The sequence below is a fragment of the Phocaeicola massiliensis B84634 = Timone 84634 = DSM 17679 = JCM 13223 genome (assembly GCF_000382445.1).
Lineage (GTDB): Bacteria > Bacteroidota > Bacteroidia > Bacteroidales > Bacteroidaceae > Phocaeicola > Phocaeicola massiliensis.
The window spans coordinates 3,073,471-3,099,783 of the sequence record NZ_KB905472.1; the positions used below are offsets into that span (position 1 = coordinate 3,073,471).

A 26,313-nucleotide genomic window follows, 5' to 3' on the forward strand; every position below is an offset into this window, starting at 1 on the left:
TCTGCTTTCACACATAAAACGCTCGTCTTTCACAATAAACAGCTGGCAGACAACACATTACATTCCAATTCGTGTGAAAGCAGTTTAAAACGACACTCACTCTACAGGCCGAAATGCTCGTTCTTGTTCTCGTAGGCTTCCGTACCTCTGTTCTTCTCGCCGGAATAGTTCCATTCTATTTCATCCGTATACTCTTTGCCATCGCGGGACACAACAGCCTTCAGCCTATTCTTTCCGTCACCCAGCGTTACATGGTCGAAAACATAGTGCACATCGGTATAGCCTTTACGGACGCCTTGCAGCTCCCGACCGTTCAGAAAGACCTTCGGCATGCCGATATTGGAGTAGACCGTTACCGAAGTTTCCTGCTTTTCACGATCCACATTGCGCCGTTGGGTCAGGTGCAGGACAGGTTCCTTACTCCAATTCGCCTTATACCAGAAGTAGGAATCCTTCCTCGTCTTACGGTCGAAAGTCATCAGCCCTTTCATGTTACGTCCGGGGATGCCCCCACGGTCAGCCATGGGCGTAGCAAAATCAAACATATTCCATAAATAGGAAGCAATGATATAAGGATGCCTGGCTATTACACTCCACTGATATTCGTGAGTCTTTGTTTGGAAAGTCTCAGGATAATAAGGCTTGGTCCAGTTAAGGGACTGTCCCAGATATTCAGTTTGATGATAAATATTGGCATCGGCGCCATATTCGCTCAGCATCAGTTTCTCGTACGGATATTTCTCTTCCAGGCCTTCCACCCATGCATCAATATCCTGAATTTTCTTTTCGTACCATCCGAAGTACCGGTTCATACCCTGAATATCGGCATTCAGGTTCACCGGATGTTCCATGTGCCCGTAACCATTCACCGAAACCGTATAACGGTCGGGATCTTCCGTCTTGGCAAGGTCATGAAGAGCGGCAGTCAACTGCGATGTATATTCGTGAGGATGATATACCTCATTGTGCAACCCCCATACATAGATGGAAGGATGATTGAAATTCTGACGGATCAATTCGCGAAGCTGACTTTGCGCATTCTCTGCCTCATAACCGGTGACACGGTTCACAAAAGGAATCTCGGCCCAGACAATCAGCCCCAGGGAGTCGCAACGGGAATACAAGTAATCCGACTGCTGATAATGGGCAAAACGGACGGTGGTGGCACCCACATCCATGATCTGTGCCAGGTCGAAGTCGTGGTTCTCATTCTTCAAGGCGCTTCCCAGGCCCCACCAGTCCTGGTGACGGCAAACTCCATACATCGGATATTTCTCTCCGTTCAGATAAAAACCTTTACCGGCTATAATCTCATACTTACGGACCCCCAAAGGCTGGACCACTTCGTCAATCACATGCCCATCCTGCATCAGGCGCGAAACCACCTTATAAAGATAAGGGTCTTCCCGCCCCTGCCACAAATGGGGATGGTTCAGCTTGAAGTTAGCCACACAAGCCTGTATGCCGTGGGGAGTCAGCTCGATATTCTGTTTTTGGGAAGCAACCTTCCTGCCTTCCTGAGTGTAAATCGTGTTTTCGAGAACCACGGGAACAGGATGCAACGCGGCGTTATCCAATTTGACTTTTACGGCAATGTCGGCCGAACGCTTCGATACATTCTTCTGAGTGATATAAACGCCGGAGGAAGCACAATCATTAACGGCGATGCTGCTCTTGCCGGTCACGACCAGCCACACCGGACGATAGATGCCTCCATAAACGCCAAACAGGACATGGTTCACCGGAATGACGTCGGGACGGGACTGGTTGTCAGCCTTCACCACAATTTCATTATCCGAGCCGGGTTTTAGCGAAGGGCCGATTTCAACCACAAAAGCTGAATAGCCGCCCTTGTGCGTCCCTGCCAACCTGCCGTTTACATACACTTCCGAACAGGCCCCTACCCCTTCAAAACGCAAAAACACACGCTTGTCTTTCAAGTCTCCGGGACAGAAAAAGTTTTTCTTGTAGTAGCCCACCCCTTCATAGAAATTATTATACCGAACCTGCATATCCCGGGCATTCCATGTATGCGGGATTTCCACTGTTTCCCATTTACCCTCCCATTGGGAAGCCGCCTTCATCGCATCGGCTGAAAAAGGACCTTTCTTGAATTGCCAGCCCGTGTTGAAAGAGGTGACATCGCGGGCGACGCCACTACCGCAAACAAACAGACCGGCAAGCAACAGACTTACTAATTTATTCATCTATACCAAAATATTCGTTTAAACTTTGAGAATTCAATCATTGTGCCATCTTATAAATCTGGTTCCCGGCCAGCAGGAAAGCGCCTACGCCGTACACCTCTGTCATCTCGCGGGTCACTTTGCGAGGGTCGGCCCCGATAGGCTGCACATAGCCCAGCTTACCTTCCGCAGAGACAGCATCAAGCATAGCCTGCCAGCCTTTCACCACAACGGGAGTAAACTTATCCTTATCCAACAAGCCCTCGTTTATGCCGTATGCCAGTGCATAAACAATGAAACCGGTCGCACTGGTTTCGGGAGAAGGATAAGATTCGGGGTCGAGCAGGCTGGCATGCCAGTAGCCGTCCTTACTCTGCAACTCGGCCACGCGCGCAGACAAAGTGACAAACAGGTCCTCATAGAAACGGCGGTGCTTGTCCTTTGCAGGCAAGGCCTGCAAGATTTCACTCAGTCCGCCCAATACCCAGCCATTGCCACGGCCCCAAAACACTTTCTTGCCGTTGGCTTCTTTTTTATTAAAATAGCGGGAATCGCGGTAGAAGAGATGCTCTTCCTTATCGAACAGGAAATCATATGTGGCCCGGTACTCACGATTTAGAAAATCAACATATTTCTTATCACCGGTCATCGCATAAAGCTTGGCATACACCGGAGGGGCCATGAACAGGGCGTCACACCATGACCAACGGTCCAGGCTCTCGATACGGCTATAGTCCAGCTCCAAATTCCCTTTTGCAGGATGCCCGATCACCCAATCGGTACGGGCCAGCGTGTGCCAGATCATTCTTTCCTGACCGTATTTATTATATAAATCGAGGTACACCTGCGCCACTGCGATAAAATCGGCATGATACATCCATGACCCAAGCTGATACTGGTTGCGGCTGCCTATACGAAGCAGCCAGCGGTAATAGAAATCATAACCGTCTTCCTTTTCACTCAGTTCGGCCCAGTCAGCCATTCCCGCATAAAGGACGGCGTGGGTCCATGACACGTCATCATGTTCATGGCCGGTATTGGGATGGGCTATCTGCCAATCCGCTACTTTACGCATCATATTCTTCGTTTCCACCTTAGTAAAAGGAATCTGGGAGGAAACGGAAACGGAGAACAGCACGGCAAGTGCTGTCCCAAACAACTTATACATATAATTCATCTTTTTCATCAGGTTAAAGCATCACGATATTTATCCACGACACCGGCTGCTTCTTTTATCTGCAGTTTGATGACAAACGGTTCGCCGGGTTCCTGTGCAGGCATATCCACATTATACTCATTCCGTGCCGTCTCAACCACCTTCACCGATTTTCTATTCAGCAATGCGGCTTTCACTACCTGGGTGCCCTTCGGTGTCTTCACCGTCAGATGCTTTGAATAAGGACAATTAAAAACAACCATGTAAACATCCGACCCCTTGCGGGTGTAATATCCCCAAGGCTGTTTCTCCCAACCGGCATAGTCGCAACCATAAATGCATTGGCCATTCTTCTTCATCCAAGCACCGATGGATTTAGCCAGTTCCTTTTCTTCCGAACGGAAATCCCCATCCGCCTGAGGACCGAAGTTGACAACCATATTGCCACCCATGGACACGGCATGAACGATACGTTCGAGCACCTCCACCGGAGTCTTGACATAACTGAGAGACCAGTCTTTATGGTATCCCCATTGGTTTTCGGGTACCGTCATACAGGCTTCCCAGTCCCAGCGGGTCACTTTCAAGTCCTTCACCGGGTCGGGCAAACGGCGTTCGTAACCGGATTCATAATCTCCCATCAAATGACCGTTGCTGTCAAAATGACGTTTCCCGTAGTCATCGGCACGCAAACGGCTGTTGATGGTCACGCCCGGAAGCATCTCCTTCAGCATACGCTCCACATGGGACGTCCACCAACCGTTCTTCTTGATGCTGGCATCCCAGGTGCCGTCAAACCAGAAGTCCTTTACCGTCGGATAAAGGGTTGCAAGCTCCTTCAGCTGATTATCCGTAAACGTCAGAAAACGGCTGAAAGCAGCGCTGTCCTCGGGTGTCTTCACATCATAACGCCAGTCCGGGTGGCTCCAGTCCATCACAGAGAAATAGAAATGTACGTCAATGCCCTCATCGTTATACGCCTTTACCATTTCCCCCAAAAGGTCTTTCTTGTATGGGGTATTGGCCACTGTGTTTTCTGTATACTTACTGGGCCAGAGGCAAAAGCCTTCATGGTGCTTGGTGGTGATCTTCACATAACGAACTCCCATCTCCTTGGCCATCTTTGCCCACTTCCTGGCATCAAACTTCGTCGGATTCCATTGTTTCATCAACTCCAGCCACTCGCCTGACGGAACTTTTGCCCATGACTTGAGCCATTCCGCAGCACCCGGATAGACTTTCCCGTTCCATTCACCACCGGGAATGGCATAAAGCCCCCAATGGATAAAAGCGCCCAAACGGTTGTCCCGAAATTTCTGCATATCCGCGTCATAACGTTTACCCAAACGATCGGCACCATAGTTCAAAGGAATTTCCTGTTCGGCAGGTAATAATTTATGGCTGTGCTGAGCAGATGCTCCTGCTGCCAATAATGAGAATAAGATGAAAGTCTTTAAGAATTTGTTTTTCATATTCAATAAATAAAGGAATTATAATTAAGATTGTCTATGAAGACTATGCAAAAGTAACAAAGGCAAACGAATATGACTTACTATTTTTGTTGCCATTACCTACACATATTGTCCTTAAAAAGAAAAATGATTAAAAAAGATGCCCTGTAAGAGGTACAAGGCATCTTTTTACGATAAAAAGTTTAATGAATTTATTTATCATTCTCTGCCTCTTCCCAACCCGGATTTTGCTCAAGCTGTGGATTCATGGTTATTTCTTCTCGAGGAATAGGCCATAAATAACGATAGTCTTCCCATGGCAGGGTTCCTTTTATTGTATATTTATAAGGACTCTTCGGATAACAGATAATAAATCCATCTTCATCTAAAAATATATCTTTATCTACAGTGGCTTTAGTTGCACTAAAACGTTCAGCTCCCGGCTTACTTGGATCCTTCTGCTCATATTTTCCACTATATAATTCCAGCATTTCATCAGTCATCCGCATACCACGCAAAGGCACGGTCAGAAGCTTACCTGCCTTCCAACGCATCAGGTCTTCATAACGATGATTTTCCATAGCCAATTCCACACGACGTTCACGACGGATTTCGCGAAGCAGCGGACTAACCGGATAGTCCAATTTCTCTGCATAGATTTTATCCAAACGTGGGTCTGCCGGTTCTTGTCCTACCACCAATTTTGAGGTTGGATATTTTACAAAATCAAACCCGGCTCGTTCACGTAAAGCATTAATTGTCATATCAACATCTGCTTGTGACAAAGTTCCTTCCAGTTCATATTTAGCCTCAGCATACATTAATAGCAACTCACCATAACGGAACTCAATAGCAGCCTGGATACCATTGGTAGTACGGTCTTGCTCTTCCATGTCACCCATCCAATGTTTAATAACACGATATCCAGTTACAGTAGAACCATTTGTGTTATAATTAATCTTCGGATAATTAATACCATTTTCGTCCAAAGAAACAATACCACCTTCATAAATAGTAACATGTTCTCCAGGACGACAAATAGTTTGCGTCAAACGAGGGTCACGATTTTCCAACTCTCTCCACATACCATAACCTTCAAAATTTGGATTTTCCTCATAATTACCTTCAGAACCACCTACATAAATAGGTCTTCCATCAATACACAAATATTCATCAATAAATCCTCTAGTTGCTCCCATTGATTGACGATTACTATTATTTTGATCATAATAACGCTGAAAAGCATGTCCAAATTCATTTTCAATATAAGTACGACCTAAAATAACTTCTTTATTATTTGAAAAATCATAGGCTGTAAACATCTTCCAATAAGATTCTCCTGAATTATCTGTATATAAAGAATATTTGCCCAGCAGTTCCTTACAAGCTGTCACACATTCCTGTAAGAACTTAGTTCCATCCAAATTCAGTTCTTTATGATATTTACGATAAGTACCTTCAAACAAACAAATACGAGCTTTCAAGAAATTAGCCATATCTTTATTTAAACGACCACTTTCTTCTTTCCCTTTTTGAGGCAAACCAGCAACAGACTTATTAATACACATTAACAAAGAATCCATAACCTCTGCACGTGAATTACGTGGAGCATACAATTCTTCTGAATCTACATTTAAGTCGCGTGTCAACCAAGGCACATCACCGAAAAATAATACTTTTTTATAATAATCAAGAGCTTTAAAAAAGTAAGCCTCACCTGCATATTGTTCCAATTTGTAGGCAGGAAGTTCACTACGTTGATAACGTTGTAAAAAGAAATTAATCGTTCGTAAATTTGTCCAACTCCATCCACCACTTCCTGCTCCTGTAGGAATTTTATTTAGTCCTGCCAATTCTTTTGGTTCACTACCTGTACGTACACAGTTATCTGAATAAAAATCACCATAAGCCAAGGGACTTCCTGTAACCGGAAGCGGAGTAATATATTTATCTTGTGACCATCCATCACCATGCCCTTTTATATAAGCAGGATAGAGTTTATTTAAATAAAGTTTCAAATCGCTTTCTGTCTTCCAGAAATTTTCATCTGTTACATTATCCAAAGGATAACGTTCCATAAAATCATCATTACATCCTATAAGCATGGAGACTAATCCCAACGCCAATATATATTTTTTCATTTTCATAATCTTTTATTTTTTAAATTAGAAATTAATCTGTGCACCCACTGATACAGAACGCATCATCGGGTAAGATGAAGAAATCGATTCCGGATCAAAGACATCAGGCACACCTGAAATCTCAAATAAATTATAACCAGAAAGATTCAAAGTAACACTATTCATTCCTACTTTAGTAACCCATGACTTAGGTAAGCTATAGCCCAAAGACAAAGTTTTTAAACGAATATATGCAGCATTGTACAAATTTCCTGTATGTGCAATGCTTGAATTCTGAGTTCTACCATACATATGATATTTCGCATTGGTACGGTCAGGACGCCATGAATTATTATAAGTGTCACGGTTTCCGGAAGTATTATTTCCTCCCCATAAAGCACGATCTGTTATACAAACATCACGCTTAGCAACTCCCTGAAAGAAAATACCAAGAGATATATTTTTCCATGAAACATTACCATTTAAGCCAAAACGGAAACGCGGAGTACTGTTACCAATAACTTTACGGTCACCTGGATTATAAATAGTATTCTGTCCTGTAGAAACTTTACCATCTGCACCTACACTACTTCTGTGTTCATCATCACCTTCTTTTCCACCATAATCTTCAAAACGAAGATCTCCCGGATACCATGTAGAACCTAGATCTGACTGTGAAGCACCTTGTAATATTTGTTTTCCATTTTCATCTGTTATAAAATCATCTTCTTGCAAAATACCTAAACTGTTATATCCCCAAATCTCACCCATTGTTTTACCTGCATATAAAGAAGAAAGTAATTTATTAGGATTACCATCAAAGCGAACTACCTTTGTTATATAGTCAGACAATACAAAACTTACATCATAATTTATCCCATTAGCCAAACGGTCCTTCCATTTCAGGCTCAATTCCCATCCATTCGTACGCAATATACCTGAATTCTTTTTAGGTGCCGATGCTCCTAAGACACTAGGATATTTATCACCTGCCATTAAAATATCTTTGGTTCGACGAGAATACCAATCAAAAGTAAAATCTAAACGATTCCCCAATAAAGCCACATCAATACCGAAGTCAATAGTAGTCGCTGTTTCCCAAGTCAAATTTGGAGAAATCAGTCCCGAAGGAGAAATTCCCATTGGACGGCTTCCCCCCATATCCCAATTTACAAAACCTACACTACCATACTCGGGAATATATGCATAATTAGAAACATTCTGATTACCCAAAGATCCCCATGAAGCTCTTAACTTCAAATTATCCAGCCAAGTAAGATTATTTTTTATAAATGATTCTTCAGAAACTCTCCAACCTGCGGAGAAGGAAGGGAAAAATTTAAAACGGTCTTCTTTGCGGAAACGTGAGGTACCATCATAACGACCATTGAACTCAAACAGATAACGATCATTAAAAATATAGTTAACACGGGCAAAAGCTCCACGAATAGCCCAATGTTCTGCACTATCATAAGCATATTGATTGCCAGTAGTAGCATTTATCACTGGGATATTAGGAGTCAAAATACCCTGAGCTTTCGCTCCTGTGTAACGATAAGTATACCACTCCTGATTAAAACCTGCTACAGCACCCACATAATGTTTTCCAAATGTTTTATCAAAATTAGCATAAGCATTGATAGTATAATAATCAGAATGGGTTACTTGTTCTAAAATACTAGAAGGATCGGTATGAGTCTTCACTGTAGATGTCCAATTATCTACTACATACTCACGAGTTGGAACCACTTCTTTGTAATAGTATTCATTCGGACGATAAGAGAACTCACCCTTCAAGCTCAAACCATCCATCAAAGTTATAGTAGGATTGATGCTGAACACCGCATTAGTACGTTTGGTTTCTTTCGTAGCTCCATAAGCTAACCAACCTATAATATTATCAGTCCACATCTCTCCTAGCGGGTCTGTTGCGGCAGTTTTTACCGGTGCACACACATTACGTTCCGGTTCTCCCATCATAGCAGACCATAAGGACCCTTTTTGTGGGTTTATGTATGGTTCATCCAAATTAGAGACATTATAACTAATCTTGGCATTGACTTTAAACCACTTGGTGATTTCTGAATCAATACTCATCAATCCATTAAAACGATTTTGCTTATCTGTATTTATTTTATACATTCCCTCTTGATGCTGATATCCCAAAGACAAATAATAGCGGCTTTTTGCTGTTCCGCCACTAATGCTAGCTGTATGTTTTTGCAATGGTGTCCAGTCTCTTACAACTTCTTCAAACGGATTCATGCTTGAGACCCATGAGAATTTTGATGTACTTCCCTGCTGATAAATCCAAGCATTTTCTGCTGTAGGATTTTCCATCCATTTTTTCTTGGCTTCCAACAGCTGCATACTCCAATCCGAGACAGAGTTACCAGTCCATTCTGTACGTTCATTCTCGGCCAATTGCAATGTATAAGCATCCATAATATCAGGACGATGTGATGGAGTATTCCACTGCATACTAAAATTATAAGTAACTGTAGGTCTTTGTTCTTTTTGACCTGACTTAGTGGTAACCAACATTACACCATATGTAGCGCGAGCACCATAAATGGCAGCTGAAGCTGCATCCTTCAATAAAGAAATGCTCTCAATATCATTAGGATTCAACATGTTAAGATAAGTAGCATCCATTTGTATACCATCAACCAAAATCAAAGGGCTACCTTCATCAACCTGCCATTTGCCATTTGAATCCTGGCTCATTGAAGTACCCCCACGAACATTAAAAGAAGGAACAGCCCCAGGGGAAGCGCTTGTTGCTGAAACGTTCAAATTAGGAAGTACGCCTTGCAAAGCCTGACCAATATTTGCAACTGGTTTATTTGCAAGAGCTTCACTGGAAACAGAAGCTACAGCACCAGTTAAATTTACCTTTTTCTGAGTACCAAAACCAACTACAACTACTTCATCCAGCGTTTTAGAATCTTCCACCAAACAAACTTCAGTTTTAGTTCCTGCCTTTATAGTCTGTGGAACATAGCCAATATAAGAGACTAAAATACTTGCACCTTTAGAAACACTCAATTGATAATTACCATCAATATCTGTAATTACACCATTAACTGTACCTTTTTCTACAACATTTGCTCCAATTATCGGCTCACCTGTAGCATCGACAACTTTTCCTTTAACTGTCACCTTACTACCTTGTGTTTCTGTATTCTTCTTATTGTTAGGAAACAATACGATTTGAGAATTTGTTATCTCAAAACCAATTCCAACCGGATTCAACATTTTATCCATAGCCTTACGAACAGTTTCATTCTGTACGGAAAGGCTAACTTTAACCTTAATATTGACTTCAGTGGGATTATAAAAAAATGTATAGCCACTGGCTTTCTCTACTTTCGGCATAGCCTCTGATAGAGGAATATTTGAGAAAGAAAGGGAAAAACGCTTTTCTGTTTGAGCCATTAGAAAGGTTGTACAAAAAAGCATTAAAATAAATGCAGAATATTTCTTTAAATTCATATTTTTGTAGATTATAAAGTTAACTAGTGGGGAATAAATGCCCAGAACGACCAAATTCTTTATTCATTCCTCCGGTTAATAATTAATTTAACTCACGTAGAAGAGAGGCTGTCTCAAAATGATTTTTGAGATGGCCTTTTTTATATCATCAATGTTTCATAGGCATTATATTTTTAAGGGTTAGTACTAGATATTTCTTTTATGGTTAACACATTATGTTCATCGAAATTGTATTCTAACGGATTCAAGCGTGCCATAATACGTACAATTTCCTCTAATGTTTCATGACGTAAAGTAAAACTATAAATATATTTATCAGACAAAGATGGAGACAGATTAATCTTCACACTATACCACTTAGAAAGAAACCGACAAATGTATCCTAAAGGTTTTCCTTTGAATATAATCTTATCATTAGCCCACGAACTCATAAAGTGAACATCTCCTCTTTCAATTGACAGAGCATTGTTCAGCTTATTAAATGTTGCCATTTCACCCGGTTGCATAAGACGATGCTCTTTAGATGTCTCCAATGATACAGAGCCTTCCACGAGCCCCACATATGTATTAGCAGAGTCAGGATGCGAAGTTACATTAAACTTTGTTCCATGTACAACCACTTTCATACCTTCAGTCTCCACTACGAAAGGATGATCTTTATCATGCTTAATATCAAAATATGCTTCACCCAAGAGATTGACCAAACGTGAATTATCATTAAAGTCAGTATTTAAGGAAAGAGAAGTATTGGTATGCAAACACACTTGAGTACCATCTGACAAATAAACTTTTGACTTACCACTCAAGTTGGTATAAACCTGAGTGCCCGATTCCGGGCGACCCAAATTTATACCTATATATAATGTACAAGAGAGAGCTATAAGCAAAAAAACAGAAGCAACAGCAGCATAGCGTTTGAAAGATACAGAACGAGTCTTATGAACAGAAGGTTCAGCTTTTACCTCTGTAGTCTTCATTCGTTTCGATAATTCTTTCCAATAATAATTTGTATCGGGAGTGTAATTAATAGCATTTTCCTGTACCTTTTGCCACAAAGTTTGTAACTCCTCAAAAATTACCCTATGGTTATCCTCAGCCAACCACACGGTCAAGTCGTGTTCTTCTTCAGCTGTAATATCGTGTTTCAGCTTTTGAATAATTAGATTCCAGGGTATTTCTTTTTTCATTTCGTATGTCTTTTTAGCTTTTTACAACCGTATGACACATCAAAATGAAATAACCCTTATTCAAAAAAGAGTTTTTTTTAAAAAAGATAGATATATTTTTCGTCCAAGAAGTTCTTTATTAATTTTAAAGCTTTAGTTATCTGAGCTTCTACCGTTTTTATTGAGATTTGCATTTTTTCTGCTATTTCTCTATTTGAGAGGTTTTCATGCCGACTATATTGAAAAACCTCCCGACATTTATCGGGTAATGCACAAATAGCCTCCATAATAAGATGTTGCAATTCCTCCATTTCAAGAGCCGAGATATCTTCATCTCTTATTTCCTCTTCCACTTCTTCAAGACGAAGCATTGAACGATTGTCACGCAGATAATTTAAGCACCGGTTGCGGGCTGCCTGAAAAAGGTATGCTTTAAACGAAAGAGTAATATTTATTTCATTTCTATGTTCCCAAATATGAACGAAAAGCTCTAATATAAGCTCTTCAGCATCTTGGGTATCTGATACATAGACATGCGCAAAACGACATAACGATGCAAAATAAGTATCAAATAAATACTTAAACGCTTGCTCATTACCGCTTTGAATGAGTTTCAATAACAATATATCGTCATTAATGCTCATAAAATAATTATTGAACGCAAAGATAGGAATTAAATAAGAGAAAGCCGCCTGAAAGATAATACTTATCTCACAAACGGCTCTTATTATTATACTTTAAACTAGATTACAACCGAATTGCTCTCATAATCTTCTCCAAGGCTCCGGAATTATTCTTCACATAATCTCCGGCTGCATTTCCCGCCTGCTGCAAATAGCTGTTATCAGTCAGGAATCTATCCATCAAACGTTTAAATTCCTCATAATCATTGATTTCAAACCCACCCTTCTTTTCTAAAAGATGTTGAGCCTCACGGAATTTCTTATTGTTCGGACCAAAAATAACCGGAATGCCGTACACAGCTGCCTCAAGCACATTATGAATACCAACTCCAAATCCTCCACCGATATACGAAATTTCCCCATAACGGTAAATGGATGAAAGCAACCCATAACAATCAATAATCAGGCAATCGGCTTTCGATACATTTTCTGCTGTTGCCTCTGTATAACGGACACAAGGACGCTTTACCTTCTCCATGATTTCTTTCAAATGGCTGTCACTCACCACATGAGGGGCTATGACCAACTTCATTTCGGGGTGTTCATTAAAGTACCTGATAAAAATATCTTCATCAGGTCCCCACGAACTACCGGCAACAAAAGTCTTCGAATTTCCTTTAAATGCTTTTACCAAAGGGAGATCCTTGGCAACAGTGCAAATATCCAATACCCGATCAAAACGAGTATCACCTACAATCGTTACATCAGTAACACCGATACTTGCCAACAGTTTTTCAGAGACTTCATTCTGCACAAATAAATGTGAAAAAGTCTTCAGCACTTTACGGTAATCCTTACCATACCAACGGAAAAAAATCTGATTCGGGCGGAATATAGACGAAACACTATAAACCGGAATACCTTTCTTATAAAGTGTATTCAAATAATTCTGCCAAAATTCATACTTTATAAAGAATACCATACAGGGATTCACCATCTCGATAAAACGCCTCACATTACGAGGTGTATCAAAGGGCAGATAACACACAATATCAGCCCCTTGATAGTTTTTTCTCACTTCATACCCTGAAGGAGAAAAAAAAGTCTGCAATATTCTATACTCAGGGTGCTCCTTACGAATACGCTCAATTAATGGACGTCCTTGTTCAAACTCGCCCAAAGATGCTGCATGAAACCAGATATAACGGGCATTCCGGTCAATCTTGTCACGCAGGATATCAAATACCTCCCGATGACCTTTCACCATCTTGGCAGGCTTGGAGCTGAACAATGCAGCCAGCTTAACCCCGAATAGATAAATATAGATGACTAGATTATAAATCATGATTCACGGTATTACTTGAGCACTTCCACAGCCCGGCGAATGCGTCTCAATGTTTCTTCTTTTCCTAAAACAGCAGAAATATCAAACATGTGCGGCCCTTTGCCCTCGCCTACCAATGTCAAACGGAAGGCATTCATGATATTGCCCAAATGATAACCTTTATCTTCTATCCATTTCATTACTACCTTTTCCTGATTCTCCAATGAGAAATCATCCAATGCTTCCAATACATCGGCAAGCTCCAACATACGCTCGGGAGAGTCTTCTTTCCAGCGTTTCTTGGTAGTCTTCTCATCGTACTCCATCGGAGCGACAAAGAAGAACTTGCAGGTTCCCCACAAATCTTTAATGAAACTAACGCGGTCTTTCATCAATCCCACCACTGTTATCACTTTATCCATAGGAGCCTCTATGCCGTTTTCTTTCAGGACAGGCATAAACAAAGCTGCTATTTCAGCATTGTCTTTCTTCAATATATATTCGTGATTAAACCACTTCCCTTTTTCAAAATCAAATTTTGCACCGGCCTTACTGCAATGGCTTAAGTTAAACAATTGCACCAATTCATCCAATGACATGATTTCTTGGTCATTACCCGGATTCCATCCCAACAAAGCAAGGAAATTGATAACAGCTTCAGGCAAATATCCCGACTCGCGATATCCGGATGATACTTCTCCGGTTTTAGGATCATGCCATTCCAATGGGAATACGGGGAAACCAAGACGGTCACCGTCACGCTTACTCAGCTTTCCATTTCCATCCGGCTTCAACAATAACGGCAGGTGAGCGAATTCAGGCATCGTATCTTCCCAACCGAAAGCACGGTATAACAATACATGTAAAGGAGCAGAAGGCAACCATTCCTCTCCACGAATAACATGAGAGACTTCCATTAAATGATCATCCACGATATTTGCCAAATGATAAGTAGGCAACTCGTCTGCAGATTTATATAATACTTTATCATCAAGAATGGACGAATTTATCACCACTTCACCACGAATAATATCATGTACATGAACATCTTCATTAGGTTCTATCTTAAAACGTACCACATACTGTTTTCCTTCTGCTACCAATGCATCAACTTCTTCTTTCGACATTGTCAAAGAGTTGCGCATGGTCATACGGGTTGAAGCATCATACTGAAAGTTAGGAATCTCCTTACGTTTCGCATCCAACTCTTCAGGAGTATCAAAAGCAATATAAGCTTTGTCGTTATCCAACAAGACTTGCACATATTTTTTATAAATATCGCGACGTTCAGACTGACGATACGGACCGAAATTACCACCAAAACTTACGCCTTCATCAAACGTAATCCCCAACCACTTGAACGATTCGATAATGTATTCTTCCGCTCCCGGAACAAAACGATTTGAATCGGTATCTTCTATACGGAAAATTAAATCTCCACCGTGCTGACGAGCAAACAGGTAGTTATACAAAGCAGTGCGCACACCACCAATATGCAACGCTCCCGTTGGACTCGGAGCAAAACGAACTCTTACTTTTCTTTCTGACATTGTTGTTTTATATAAAATACGCCGCAAAATTAATCTAAATTTCCCGATTTTTTCGTATTTTGCGCGCAAAAATATACGATTATGAAAAGTTTAAAGACCGGTAAACGGTTTTCATATAAAGATTTGCTGTATAAAAGCCTCATTTTCATTGCCACAGTGTCAGTTATAGTTTATTTTTTGCCCAATGAAGGCAAATTTAACTATCAATTTGACATCAACAAACCATGGAAGTATGGACTATTACAAGCATCGTTCGATTTCCCCATTTATAAAAATGACATGCAGGTGCAAAAAGAACAGGATAGTATTCTTGCTACTTACCAGCCCTATTTCCATATAGAAAAGAATGTGGAAAAAGAGATGATTGAGAGACTGAGAGAAGACTATAACAAAACACTTCGCCATTCCTTGCCCGGCACAGATTATATAAGATATATAGAGCGCATGCTGAAAGAGATGTATAGAAATGGAATTATTGCCGGTAATGACCTCACCCGAATGGAAGAGGACAGCATCACTGCCATACGAACGGTAGAACAGAATACGGCCACAAGTCGGCCGGTCGGTCAGTTATATACTGTAAAAGATGCTTATGAATACCTGCTGAACGCCGATACCACCCATTACAAGAAGAAGGTTTTGCAGCAGTGCAACTTAAATAATTATATTACTCCAAATCTTATTTATGACGAAGCCAAATCTGAAGCAGCACAGAAAGACCTGCTATCCAATATTTCCTATGCAAACGGTTTTGTCTTAAACGGTCAAAAAATTATAGACCGCGGAGAAATTGTAAACGAACAGACCTACAATATATTAGAGTCTTTACGAAAAGAATGGGAAAAGCGCAGTGATTCTTTACAAGAGAAACGGCTGACACTGGCCGGACAAATACTTTATGTCGGCATCTTCCTGTTTTGCTTCATGGTCTATTTGGATTTGTTCCGTGCCGATTATTATGAGCGCAAAGGCAGTTTAAGTTTGCTTTTCGCACTGATAGTGCTATTTCCGGTTATCGCCTCCGTCATGGTATCGCAAAGTCTATCCAGTATTTATATCGTTCCTTTTGCGATGATACCGATTATAGTGCGTATCTTTCTTGACTCGCGAACGGCATTCATGGCTCACGTCACCATCATCCTGCTCTGTTCCATCACATTGCGTTTCCCTCATGAGTTTATTCTCTTGCAGGTGGTGGCAGGCATGGTATCTATCTATAGCTTACGCGAATTATCACAACGCTCGCAACTTCTGCGCACGGCTTTGGTAGTTTTTGCCAGTTATGCATTGTTGTATTTTGCTTTTGAGCTGATTCACGAAGATGATTTGACCAAGCTGAATACACGTATGTATATCTACTTTATGATAAATGGCATTCTACTGCTGTTTGCTTATCCGCTGCTGTTTATTTTGGAAAAGACTTTCGGCTTTACTTCCAATGTTACGCTGGTAGAGCTTTCCAATATCAACAACAGCTTGCTACGCGAGATGTCGGAGATAGCTCCGGGCACTTTCCAACACTCCCTTCAGATGGCTAATCTGGCAGCAGAAGCAGCCAATAAAATCGGTGCAAAAAGCCAGTTGGTTCGTACAGGAGCGCTTTACCATGATATAGGTAAAATGGTAAACCCCGCCTTCTTCACCGAGAACCAGTCGGGAGTAAATCCGCATAAAAGCCTCAACTATGAACAAAGTGCGCAAGTTATCATCAGCCATATCACAGATGGCTTAAAGCTTGCCGAGAAACATAATCTGCCTAAAGTCATTAAAGACTTTATCAGCACGCATCATGGAAGAGGACTGACTAAGTACTTCTACATTTCCTATAAAAATGAGCACCCTGACGAAGAAGTGGATGCCGAAAAATTCCGTTATCCGGGTCCCAACCCATTCACCAAGGAGCAAGCCATCCTAATGATGGCCGACTCCGTAGAAGCAGCTTCACGAAGCCTGCCCGAATATACAGAAGAAAGTATAGGAACTTTAGTAGACAAAATCATCGACGCGCAAGTTGCAGAAGGATTTTTCAAAGAATGTCCTATCACTTTCAAAGATATCGCCTTAGTGAAAGCGCTGTTTAAGGAAAAACTGAAAACGATGTATCACACTCGAATCAGTTATCCTGAGTTGAAGAAATAGCACGAATACTTTCAAGCAGTCCGGCGCAAGCGTCTTCCAGAATATCCAATACATTCTCGAAACCTTGCGCCCCTCCATAATAAGGATCGGGTACATAATCCACCATCTTCACCCGACAATAGTCTGTCATCCGGCGGATTTTCTTCTCTGTTTCCAAATCAGGCGCCCGTTCTATCAAATCCTCTATATTGCGGTCGTCCATACCGATAATCATATCAAAGTGATAAAAATCATCTGTACAGACAGGGCGGGAACGATGAGTCAGATTGTATCCCCGACGAGAAGCATGCATACGCATACGGCTATCAGGCAGTTCTCCTTGATGATAACTCAAGATACCGGCAGAATCAACTTCTATTTCTCTCTCCAGACCTTCTTTTCTAATTAAAGTACGCATAACTTCTTCTGCGGAAGAGGAACGGCAAATATTGCCGAGGCAAACAAAAAGTATTTTCTTCATACAGTTCTACAAACAAAGATATTCTTTAAACGATTTCACATCACGGTTCATAATCAGTGACTCCGGGAACTCGGTAAGTTGCAACAAGTCATACAAATAATCATATCGGGCAATATCAAATGAAATATGTGCATCGCTTCCCAGAATCACCGGCACCTCATATCGTTTACACAGCCGCAGGATAGAAAGGTTGTTCTCCCGGGCATTCGGCTTATTGCGTGTTGGTTTTAAAGAACTGTTATTTATCTCCAACAGGGTATGATGTTCTTTTGCCGCCAATACAATAGGCTCGAAATTTAATTCGGCCGTACCATCTCCGGGGTGACTGATAATATGAATAAAAGGATTACTGACTGCCTTCACCATCCCATGCGTATTTTCGTCTACCGTGCCATAACTATAGCATAAAGAATGAATACCGGCAATACGAATATCCAACATTCTCATACAGTTCTCATCCATATCAAGATTTCCCTCCCCGTCAAGAATGTTAATCTCTGCCCCCAATAACAATTCGATGCCGTACATCTGTCGGGGAACAACATGCAGATTTCTAAAATAAATGGGATTACAGCTTCCCGGAACACCGGGAGAATGCTCCGTTATTCCCAACAATTTCAAACCCTTGCCGGCAGCAGCCTGTGCCATCTCCTGTAAAATACTGAATGCATGCCCGCTGGCAATGGTATGGGTATGCACATCTAATTCTATTTTCATAATTACTGTGGATCTACATCATAATATACTAATAGGGAACGAAAACGCTCGTCTTCAATAATTGCACGTTGCACGGCAAGCAAATAATCGCGCACTTTCGCTATCGAAGCGGTCTGTTCCACTTTAACCATAATCTTTTTAATAAATAAGGTTTGAATACGGGCTACCGGTGGTTTATCCGGTCCCAACACACGACTTCCCAAACCGGAACGAAGTTGTGCAGCCATTGCATCCGCCGCCATATCAAGCACATCTTCTTTCCGATGTTTCAGATAAACATAAATGAGACGGTAATAAGGCGGATACTTGAATATCTGCCGTTCTGCCGACTGGTCATAATAAAGTTGTTCATAATCATTCGATATCACCTGGCGAATCACCGGCAAGTCAGGAGACTTTGTCTGCAAAATCACCAACCCTTGCCTGTTCTTTCTTCCGGCACGTCCCGCCACCTGTGCCATCAGCTGGAAAGCACGCTCATGGCTGCGGAAGTCCGGGTAGTTCAACATCGTATCGGCATTCAGTATACCTACCACGCTGACATGGTCAAAGTCCAATCCCTTTGAAACCATCTGCGTACCAATCAATATATCTGTCTTACCCTGTTCAAAATCAGCGATTATCTTCTCGTATGCCGTTCGGGTTCGAGTAGTATCCAAATCCATCCGGGCAACTCTCGCTTCGGGAAAAATCAGTTTAATATCATCTTCAATACGTTCCGTTCCGAACCCCCGATTCATCAGTTCCACACTACCACAGGCAGGGCACGAACGGGGTACCTGATACGTATATCCGCAATAATGACAGGTCAGTTGGTTTAATCCCTTATGATAAGTAAGGCTCACATCACAATTCTTACACTTCGGAACCCAGCCGCAAGTATGACATTCTATCATCGGAGCAAAGCCACGACGATTTTGAAACAAAATCACCTGCTCTTTACGTTCCAATGCCTCTTTAATTTCTTTGACCAAGCGAGGAGAAAAAGGTCCCTGCATCCTTTTTTGATGAGCAAGTTCTTTAATATCCACCAATTCGATATGAGGAAGCTGAATATCTTGATAGCGTTCCTTCAATTCTACAAATCCGTATTTACCCGATATCGCATTGAAATAACTCTCCACACAGGGAGTGGCTGTACCTAAAAGAACTTTAGCACCAAACATCGATGCCAGCATAATAGACGAATTGCGGGCATGATAACGGGGAGCCGGGTCTTGTTGCTTATATGTATTTTCATGCTCTTCATCTACGATTACCAATCCCAAGTTCTTGAAAGGAAGAAAAATGGAAGAACGAACCCCCAATATCACATCATATTCTTCGTCTCCCAACTGCTTCTGCCAGATTTCCACACGTTCGGCATCCGGAAACTTAGAATGGTAAATGCCGAGACGATGGCCGAATACCCGCTTCAGGCGTTCGGTTATCTGAGTAGTCAAAGCAATCTCCGGCAATAGATAGAGCACTTGTTTGCCCGCTTTCAGCACCTCTTGAATAAGATGAATATATATTTCGGTCTTGCCGCTGGAAGTTACTCCGTGCAGCAGACAGACATTCTTTTCTCTGAAACATTGGAGAACAGACTGATAGGCCTGTTGCTGTGCCGGGTTCAGCAGATTGATATCCGTTGTCTTCAGCATACCTTTATCCAGACGCCCTATTTCCTGATAATAGATTTCAAACACTCCTTTTTCTACCAGCCCGTTAAGAACGGCGGCAGAACCACCGGCCTTCTCCAATAAAGTTTTCTTAGTGACTTCCTTTAAGGTAGTTTCACGCGATACCCAACCGGAAAGCTCTATATATTTCATCAACAGTGCCAATTGTTTGGGAGCACGTCCCAAATCATTGAAAAGTTGCTGTAACCGGGCTTCATCCATACCGGAGTCTGCCAATTTTACACGCGCTTCCGTACGGGGTTTATAATTACGCTTTAATTCCTCCTTCACGTAAATAGCTTCCTTGTCAAGCAATGACTTAATGACCGGAAGAATATTTTTCATCCCGCTTGCCTTTTCCAGTTGGGTGACACATTGTTCTGTGTCATTACTCAACAAGTCTAATATTTTCTGTTCCTTTTCGGGAAGCGAAGCCGATGCTTCAAAGTCCGGGTTATACACCACCAAAGTCTCACTTTCCAACTTCATGCCGGACGGAATGGCAGCCTTATAAACATCTCCCAATGTACAGAGATAATAAGAAGCCAGCCACTCCCAAAATTCAAACTGTTTAGGCAGCAATACAGGAGTTGAGTCAAGCACCTCTTCTATATCCTTTGTCTCATAACCTTCGGGAGCTGCATAATGCACATTGGTGACAATAGCCGTATAGAATTTCTTCCGTCCAAACGGTACTACAACCCTACACCCTATCTGTACTTTCTCTTCCATTTCTGCCGGAAGCGAATAAGTGTACTGACCGGCAATAGGCAACGGCACTATGACATCTACATATTTTTTCATACCGCAAAATTACAAAAAAGGAGACACTCAGTAAAGAATGCCTCCTTTTTATCTTTTATTAAATGAACTTGCTTAGAACAGATATGCAAGTGATACTTGCCAGGTATTGTTCTTAATCTTAATGACTTCTTCATTCGTGGTCTCGATAGTAGCCGTATGGCTTAAAGCAAAGTTATAATTTACGCCTATCTGTATATGACGAATCAACTTCACACCCGCACCTACATTGAAAGTTGTATTATTCTTCTTCAACTCATAATCCATAAAGCCTTTTTTATTACCGATATTAAAGCCAAACTGCGGGCCGGCAGCAATATAAGCCCCAAACATACTTCCCAATCCAAATGACCATTTCAAATTCACAGGAATTTCAAACGTTTTCAGTTTAGCATCTGTATCATATCCTTTGGCAGCCAAATCTGTTTGTGAATACAAAGCAGCGATGTCAGCTCCCACCCCGATAATAGGCAATGTGAACTCAGCCATAGGACCAATAAACCAACCGGTCTGGTTATCACCTTTCAAGGCATCCTTTGAAAAGCTTGCTTTTGACAGGTTCAAACCACCCTTCACACCGAAGTGTAACTGAGCTTGAACAGGAGCAGCCATCATCAAACATACAGCTACCATAAATACACTAATAATCTTTTTCATGTTCGTCTATTTTTAGTTTACATTGCAAAGATAAGGATAAAAAATGAGAATCAGTAATCAGGATAGAAACAAAGTAAATAAGCACAGGGCAGAAACATAGAAAGGTTAAGCTGTTCCTTACCGACAGCTAAGGCATTTTAATCCGTGGATTATTACGTTCTACCGCAATGGGACATACGTCCTGCCACAGTGGGACGTACGTCCTGCTGTAATGGGACGTATGTTCTGCTGTAATGGGACGTAATAACCGACCTTATAAAATGGCTTAGTCCAAAGAAAGGAAAACCTTAACCCGACCGGGAAAATGACTTAAGAGTTCCCGCCGTTCTACAGATATCATGGAGAGCCGATGTAGGATAAACAATAACAAAAGGGGCCATCCACTTTTTGGACAGCCCCTTCATCACACCACCCCGGTAGTGCTTATCCTTTTTATTTTTTCCATATCACAAAATACTGACTTAACTCAAATGGATTACCAGAAGAATTTTCATTAGAGTTCCTTACCATACAAATGGTGCAAAATCTTTTGAACTACAATTTCTACAATTGGTAAAGTCAATAAACTTAATTGTTCTCAGCTGTTTTACTGCTTCTGACTTCATCCATACATCTTGAAGACTCTGAGATTTAATATTACCTAGAATTTTACTTGACTATCCAACGCAAGGAAAGACATCCCATTCGGTCCAATACAAATAGAAGAATTACATACACTACAAATACAATCATTGTTCGTTTTCTTTCTTCTTCCAGTTATTTCCTTTTCGAACTCTTCACGAACAAAAGAATCACTACTAAATTGTTCTGAAATTACGTACTGTAGATCTTCTGTTGATAATCGACAATTTATATTGTTCTTATTATGATTATATTGCGCTATAATAGAGTAATCAACACCAATGGATATATTCTGTTTTGTAGCCATTACTTAACTTCTTGATATGAGTTAACATTATTTTTTAAGTATTGGGCGACTTATTTGAACAGGAACATGATTCTCTATCAGTTTAATAACCGAGGCGATAGTTTTATTTAAGCTACCTTTCTGATGAGTTACACCATTATGGATACAATAAACACTATTTGCTAATTATAGTATGTTGATGACTTTAGTTAGCATCGATAACTTTGCAATAAATTAATAGAGTACAAAACAATAGCTATTTATCAATGAGTAAAGAACCGATTCTGCTCCTATTTGGCAAGAATGTACAGAAATATCGAATAAGCCAAGACTTATCTCAAGAAAAACTGGCGGAACTAGCTGGAGTACACCGAACATATATTGGCATGATAGAACGTGCTGAAAAGAATATCACACTCTGCAATATTGAGAAAATTGCTAAAGCACTGAACATTCAGATACAAGAACTTTTACAATAATATGGCTACGAACATCACACTTAATATTGTTGCTACAGATAAGGCTTCTTATCGCAAACAACTTATTGAAGAATTTTTAAAAGAACAACCTGGTACGACCAAGTCGGTTACGGAATATTATTATTTTGTAGAAACTCTGCAAAATAATAAACGCATTTATCTAAAACGACCTACAGCGCTAAACAAAGGGGTTGACTTTGAGGTAAGGATTGAGGATACTCAATTTCGATATGGAAAGCACGACAACATTATTTCAACAGGTAACCGTCCAAGCCATGATGATATAAAGAATGATCTAGCCAGGAAGAAACTTGAGAACACTATTGAATTCGATCGTCTAAAAACACTTTTGGATAAAACATACAACTGTCAACCAATTAACGATTTAGAATATAAAGATTACTCATTCACTACAGGGCATTCAGTTGAAATCATTTTCAAATCCCTAAAGTGGCTATTTATTGAACAAGATGTAACTTATTGGAATAGAAGCGGACGTGCAATGCTATATGAAGGATTATCTCAACTTTGGTAAAACCTATTACATACCTGAGTCTGCTCCCAATCGTCAATATTAGAAAGGCAAATCCTGACCGTATTCTATAAGAGGTTCATTGAGGACAGAGATTTCCTTGTCCTCAAATAGTTGTACTTGCTTTTGAAGTTTTTCCAAATACAACGTACATTTTGAAGTGTCGTTAATTTCCTCTCGGCGGGCTTTACTCAGTTCCAAGAATTCTTCATTTTGATCTATACCAAGAAAACGACGTCCCAAAAGATTCGAAGCAATACCTGTTGTACTACTGCCAGTAAATGGATCTAAAACCCATGCGCCAGGAAGCGTGGATGCCTGAATGATTCGCGACAGAACGCAGAGTGGCTTTTGTGTAGGGTGCTTCCCACACGATTTTTCCCACGGAGCGATTGCTGGCAGTCTCCAAACATCACGCATCTGAGTGCCGCCATTGATCTTTTTCATTAACTCATAATTGAAAAAATGGGGGACTTTGGACTCTTTACGAGCCCAAAGAATATACTCCGCAGAATAAGTAAAATATTTACATGAGAGATTTGGTGGTGGATTTGTTTTCTCCCAAGTGATGCAATTCAATATTTTGAAACCCAATTCCGTAAGGCATCGGGCAACTGAAAAGATATTGTGATAAGTACCACTTATCCAAATTGTACCATTGCTTTTTAATTTATCCCGACAGGCTGCAATCCAAGATTTATCAAACTGATAATCCTCTTCATATCCGTTGGACTTGTCCCAATCGCCTTTATTGACAGAAACCATTTTTCCACTCTGAACGCTTATGCCTCCATTTGAAAGATGGTAAGGAGGATCTGCAAAAATCATATCAAACTTAAAATCAAACGAATTTAAAAGTTCGATACAATCTCCTTTCAAAAGAGTAAAATCCTTGTTATCTGATCTATAGTAAGCAATTGGCATTTAGATAAGAGCTTTTGATATTATTCCGTTTTCAAGGTCTGCAATATTGTACAGATGTTCCAGAACATCAAAGGTTTCTTTCAGATTATTCTTTGCACTGCGCCAACCGCAGCCATCGGTAAACCAGACAAATTTGAAATATCCCAAGTCTTTGGTCTCCATGGTGATGGTTTTATAACTGCGTGCTGTTTCATTCAATTTGGAACCACTGCTTGTATAAAAGTTTGTCTCTAATCCGTAAATGGTATTCTCTCCTTTTACGACAAAATCAAATCGTTTCTCCGCACCACCATTATTGGAAATTGATGACAAGTCAATTCCCCATTTAGCTTCAATTTCACGGATATACATTTCCTTGAAATAGCCAACGCCTTTGACGAGACCGGCTTTGCAAAGAAAGTTCTCTACAAGATTTTCCATTAAATGACCTCCTCGATTCTTGCGTCCGTTTGAGTCAAGGCCGGTTTCTATACCTGTTACGTAATCCACAAGATTATTGACAATATGATTCTCCATCAAATCAAAAAGGCCGGTCTTTCGCATAAATTTTACGTAATCTTCATTTGTACAATTTGGCTTGTCAAAATGAAAATCAATCTGTTCCTCTTCATCCATAGCCATAATATCAAGCTCACGCTTAGCTAAAAGAATAGGAATACACCTCAATGTCTCAGGATATTGTATCAAGATGTTTTTAAAGTCATCTTCAATATTCTTCGAGCCAATAAGAGAGTTCAATATGTTAAGTGGAATTTTAATAGCTTCCACATTATTAAATACTTTATCGAAATCAACATAATATTTATAGTCGGCAATGGAAGGTCTGAGCTCCGCAAGCCAAGTATCAAAGTTTCTCATATCAGTAAGCATTAGCAACATTTGAAATCATTATTTCAGAAATAGCGCCACGCCCATTTCCCCTCGAATTTATCATCCTTGAAGCAGAAACGCGTCTAATGGAAAACATCTTATAAAGCCGATCGAAAAAATCATCTCCATTATCCGCATTTAGTGGATCGGAATTACTTGCCACAAACAAAGACTGATGTTTTGCAATTTTAGAGCAGAAATCACGAAGACGCATCTGTTCAGTATCATCAAAACCATCTTTTGAATAAGAGGTAAATGCAGACGTTTTTGTTATAGGACGATATGGTGGGTCGAAATAATACAAAACATTATCACCGGCATATTTATCTGTTTGTGCAAAATCGCCGCACAGAATTTCAACTCGCTGGAGGACTGCAGAATCAGCTCTTAATGTTTCCTCGTCACAGATTTTCGGATTTGAATATCTCCCGTGTGGAACATTAAACTTACCTTTAGAATTTACACGATATAGTCCATTAAAACAAGTGCGATTCAAGAATATGAATAATGCAGCCGTTTCAATATCCGTTTTATCATTTTCATTAAAATGTTCACGTTGAGCAAGAAAATACTTTTTCCTCGCAATTTCATCAAGCTGAAGATATTCAGCTTGTAGTCGAGTCAATTCTATGATTAGATTTTCGACATCGTATTTTACTACTCGATATGTACAGATTAGCTTTGCATTTATATCATTAATTATGGCTCGTGTAATGTTTGGGTATTCTTGTAAAATCCAAAACAACACAGCACCACCGCCAACAAATGGTTCGACATAAGTCATTCCAGCCCTCTGTGATAAATCACGAGGAAGAGAATTTTTAATATCATCAAGAAGTTGAGTTTTCCCTCCAACCCACTTGATAAATGGCCTTGCCGGATATGTATCTAATCTTTTCATTTAATTCCAAATATCACTGCTAAGGAAATTCTCGCAGCATTATGCAAAAATAGTGATAACACTTCACTTCCCCAACAAAATGAGGAAAGAAAACAAGAATACTCTTAAGTATTTACATCCGATTATCTCCTATATTTTTCCTAGTACAAGTATTTACGACCTTAAAAGCATGTATCAGACACCTTCTACGATAC

The 26,313-nt window shown here is 40.6% G+C and carries 20 protein-coding genes; 3 read left to right on the top strand and 17 right to left on the bottom strand.

The window, feature by feature from the left end; translation table 11 throughout:
- Positions 1–101: 101 nt before the first annotated feature.
- The 9 genes from HMPREF1534_RS06295 to gltX all read right to left on the bottom strand — a co-directional run bounded on the left by HMPREF1534_RS06295 (position 102) and on the right by gltX (position 15,071).
- Positions 102–2,207: a glycoside hydrolase family 2 protein gene (locus tag HMPREF1534_RS06295; RefSeq protein WP_005941940.1), complete on the bottom strand. Its 2,106-nt coding sequence runs from the start codon at positions 2,205–2,207 to the stop codon at positions 102–104.
- Between the two features lie 37 nt (positions 2,208–2,244).
- Positions 2,245–3,354, bottom strand: coding sequence for a glycoside hydrolase family 88/105 protein (locus HMPREF1534_RS06290; protein ID WP_005941942.1), 1,110 nt, complete (start codon positions 3,352–3,354; stop codon positions 2,245–2,247).
- Between the two features lie 17 nt (positions 3,355–3,371).
- Positions 3,372–4,814, bottom strand: a complete 1,443-nt coding sequence (locus HMPREF1534_RS06285) for an alpha-L-fucosidase (protein WP_005941944.1) — start codon at positions 4,812–4,814, stop codon at positions 3,372–3,374.
- 191 nt (positions 4,815–5,005) lie between these two features.
- On the bottom strand, positions 5,006–6,940 hold the full coding sequence (locus tag HMPREF1534_RS06280; RefSeq protein ID WP_005941946.1) for a RagB/SusD family nutrient uptake outer membrane protein: 1,935 nt from the start codon (positions 6,938–6,940) through the stop codon (positions 5,006–5,008).
- A gap of 18 nt (positions 6,941–6,958) precedes the next feature.
- Positions 6,959–10,408: a TonB-dependent receptor gene (locus HMPREF1534_RS06275; protein ID WP_005941948.1), complete on the bottom strand. Its 3,450-nt coding sequence runs from the start codon at positions 10,406–10,408 to the stop codon at positions 6,959–6,961.
- Between the two features lie 173 nt (positions 10,409–10,581).
- Complete coding sequence (locus HMPREF1534_RS06270; protein ID WP_005941951.1) at positions 10,582–11,595, bottom strand: FecR family protein; 1,014 nt, start codon at positions 11,593–11,595, stop codon at positions 10,582–10,584.
- Positions 11,596–11,672: 77 nt separating this feature from the next.
- Entirely contained in the window at positions 11,673–12,218 is a 546-nt protein-coding gene (locus HMPREF1534_RS06265) for an RNA polymerase sigma-70 factor (protein WP_005941954.1), read from the bottom strand.
- A gap of 103 nt (positions 12,219–12,321) precedes the next feature.
- On the bottom strand, positions 12,322–13,542 hold the full coding sequence (locus HMPREF1534_RS06260) for a 3-deoxy-D-manno-octulosonic acid transferase (protein WP_005941957.1): 1,221 nt from the start codon (positions 13,540–13,542) through the stop codon (positions 12,322–12,324).
- Positions 13,543–13,553: 11 nt separating this feature from the next.
- Positions 13,554–15,071 carry a glutamate--tRNA ligase gene (gltX, locus tag HMPREF1534_RS06255; RefSeq protein ID WP_005941959.1) on the bottom strand — a complete coding sequence of 506 codons (1,518 nt, stop codon included), beginning with the start codon at positions 15,069–15,071 and terminating at the stop codon, positions 13,554–13,556.
- A gap of 81 nt (positions 15,072–15,152) precedes the next feature.
- Here gltX and HMPREF1534_RS06250 point away from each other — a divergent pair, with 81 nt between their 5' ends.
- Entirely contained in the window at positions 15,153–17,210 is a 2,058-nt protein-coding gene (locus HMPREF1534_RS06250) for an HD family phosphohydrolase (RefSeq protein WP_005941961.1), read from the top strand.
- On the opposite strand, the gene HMPREF1534_RS06245 is transcribed toward HMPREF1534_RS06250, so the two are convergent.
- The 5 genes from HMPREF1534_RS06245 to HMPREF1534_RS21400 all read right to left on the bottom strand — a co-directional run bounded on the left by HMPREF1534_RS06245 (position 17,185) and on the right by HMPREF1534_RS21400 (position 22,153).
- Complete coding sequence (locus tag HMPREF1534_RS06245; protein ID WP_005941963.1) at positions 17,185–17,670, bottom strand: low molecular weight protein-tyrosine-phosphatase; 486 nt, start codon at positions 17,668–17,670, stop codon at positions 17,185–17,187. The two genes, HMPREF1534_RS06250 and HMPREF1534_RS06245, sit on opposite strands and share 26 nt — an antisense overlap.
- 6 nt (positions 17,671–17,676) lie before the next feature.
- Positions 17,677–18,387: a phosphatase gene (locus tag HMPREF1534_RS06240; RefSeq protein WP_005941964.1), complete on the bottom strand. Its 711-nt coding sequence runs from the start codon at positions 18,385–18,387 to the stop codon at positions 17,677–17,679.
- A 2-nt stretch (positions 18,388–18,389) separates the two neighbouring features.
- Complete coding sequence (priA, locus tag HMPREF1534_RS06235) at positions 18,390–20,852, bottom strand: replication restart helicase PriA (protein WP_005941966.1); 2,463 nt, start codon at positions 20,850–20,852, stop codon at positions 18,390–18,392.
- A 72-nt stretch (positions 20,853–20,924) separates the two neighbouring features.
- Positions 20,925–21,506 (bottom strand): porin family protein, encoded by a 582-nt coding sequence (locus HMPREF1534_RS06230; protein WP_005941968.1) that lies wholly within the window; start codon positions 21,504–21,506, stop codon positions 20,925–20,927.
- Positions 21,507–22,009: 503 nt separating this feature from the next.
- Positions 22,010–22,153 (bottom strand): SPASM domain-containing protein, encoded by a 144-nt coding sequence (locus tag HMPREF1534_RS21400; protein WP_128081318.1) that lies wholly within the window; start codon positions 22,151–22,153, stop codon positions 22,010–22,012.
- Between the two features lie 526 nt (positions 22,154–22,679).
- Here HMPREF1534_RS21400 and HMPREF1534_RS06225 point away from each other — a divergent pair.
- Both HMPREF1534_RS06225 and HMPREF1534_RS06220 read left to right on the top strand, forming a co-directional pair.
- Entirely contained in the window at positions 22,680–22,892 is a 213-nt protein-coding gene (locus HMPREF1534_RS06225) for a helix-turn-helix domain-containing protein (RefSeq protein ID WP_005941972.1), read from the top strand.
- Position 22,893: 1 nt separating this feature from the next.
- A complete protein-coding gene (locus HMPREF1534_RS06220) occupies positions 22,894–23,427 on the top strand; it encodes a hypothetical protein (RefSeq protein WP_005941974.1) in 534 nt (177 codons plus the stop codon).
- Positions 23,428–23,466: 39 nt separating this feature from the next.
- On the opposite strand, the gene HMPREF1534_RS06215 is transcribed toward HMPREF1534_RS06220, so the two are convergent.
- The 3 genes from HMPREF1534_RS06215 to HMPREF1534_RS06205 are packed head-to-tail and all read right to left on the bottom strand — an operon-like array spanning position 23,467 to position 26,119.
- The gene (locus HMPREF1534_RS06215) at positions 23,467–24,348 is read right to left on the bottom strand and encodes a DNA-methyltransferase (RefSeq protein ID WP_005941976.1); all 882 of its coding nucleotides are present in this window, start codon (positions 24,346–24,348) and stop codon (positions 23,467–23,469) included.
- Complete coding sequence (locus HMPREF1534_RS06210) at positions 24,349–25,206, bottom strand: type II restriction endonuclease (protein ID WP_005941977.1); 858 nt, start codon at positions 25,204–25,206, stop codon at positions 24,349–24,351. It abuts the gene before it with no gap.
- A gap of 1 nt (position 25,207) precedes the next feature.
- The gene (locus HMPREF1534_RS06205) at positions 25,208–26,119 is read right to left on the bottom strand and encodes a DNA adenine methylase (protein ID WP_018451970.1); all 912 of its coding nucleotides are present in this window, start codon (positions 26,117–26,119) and stop codon (positions 25,208–25,210) included.
- Positions 26,120–26,313: the final 194 nt, after the last annotated feature.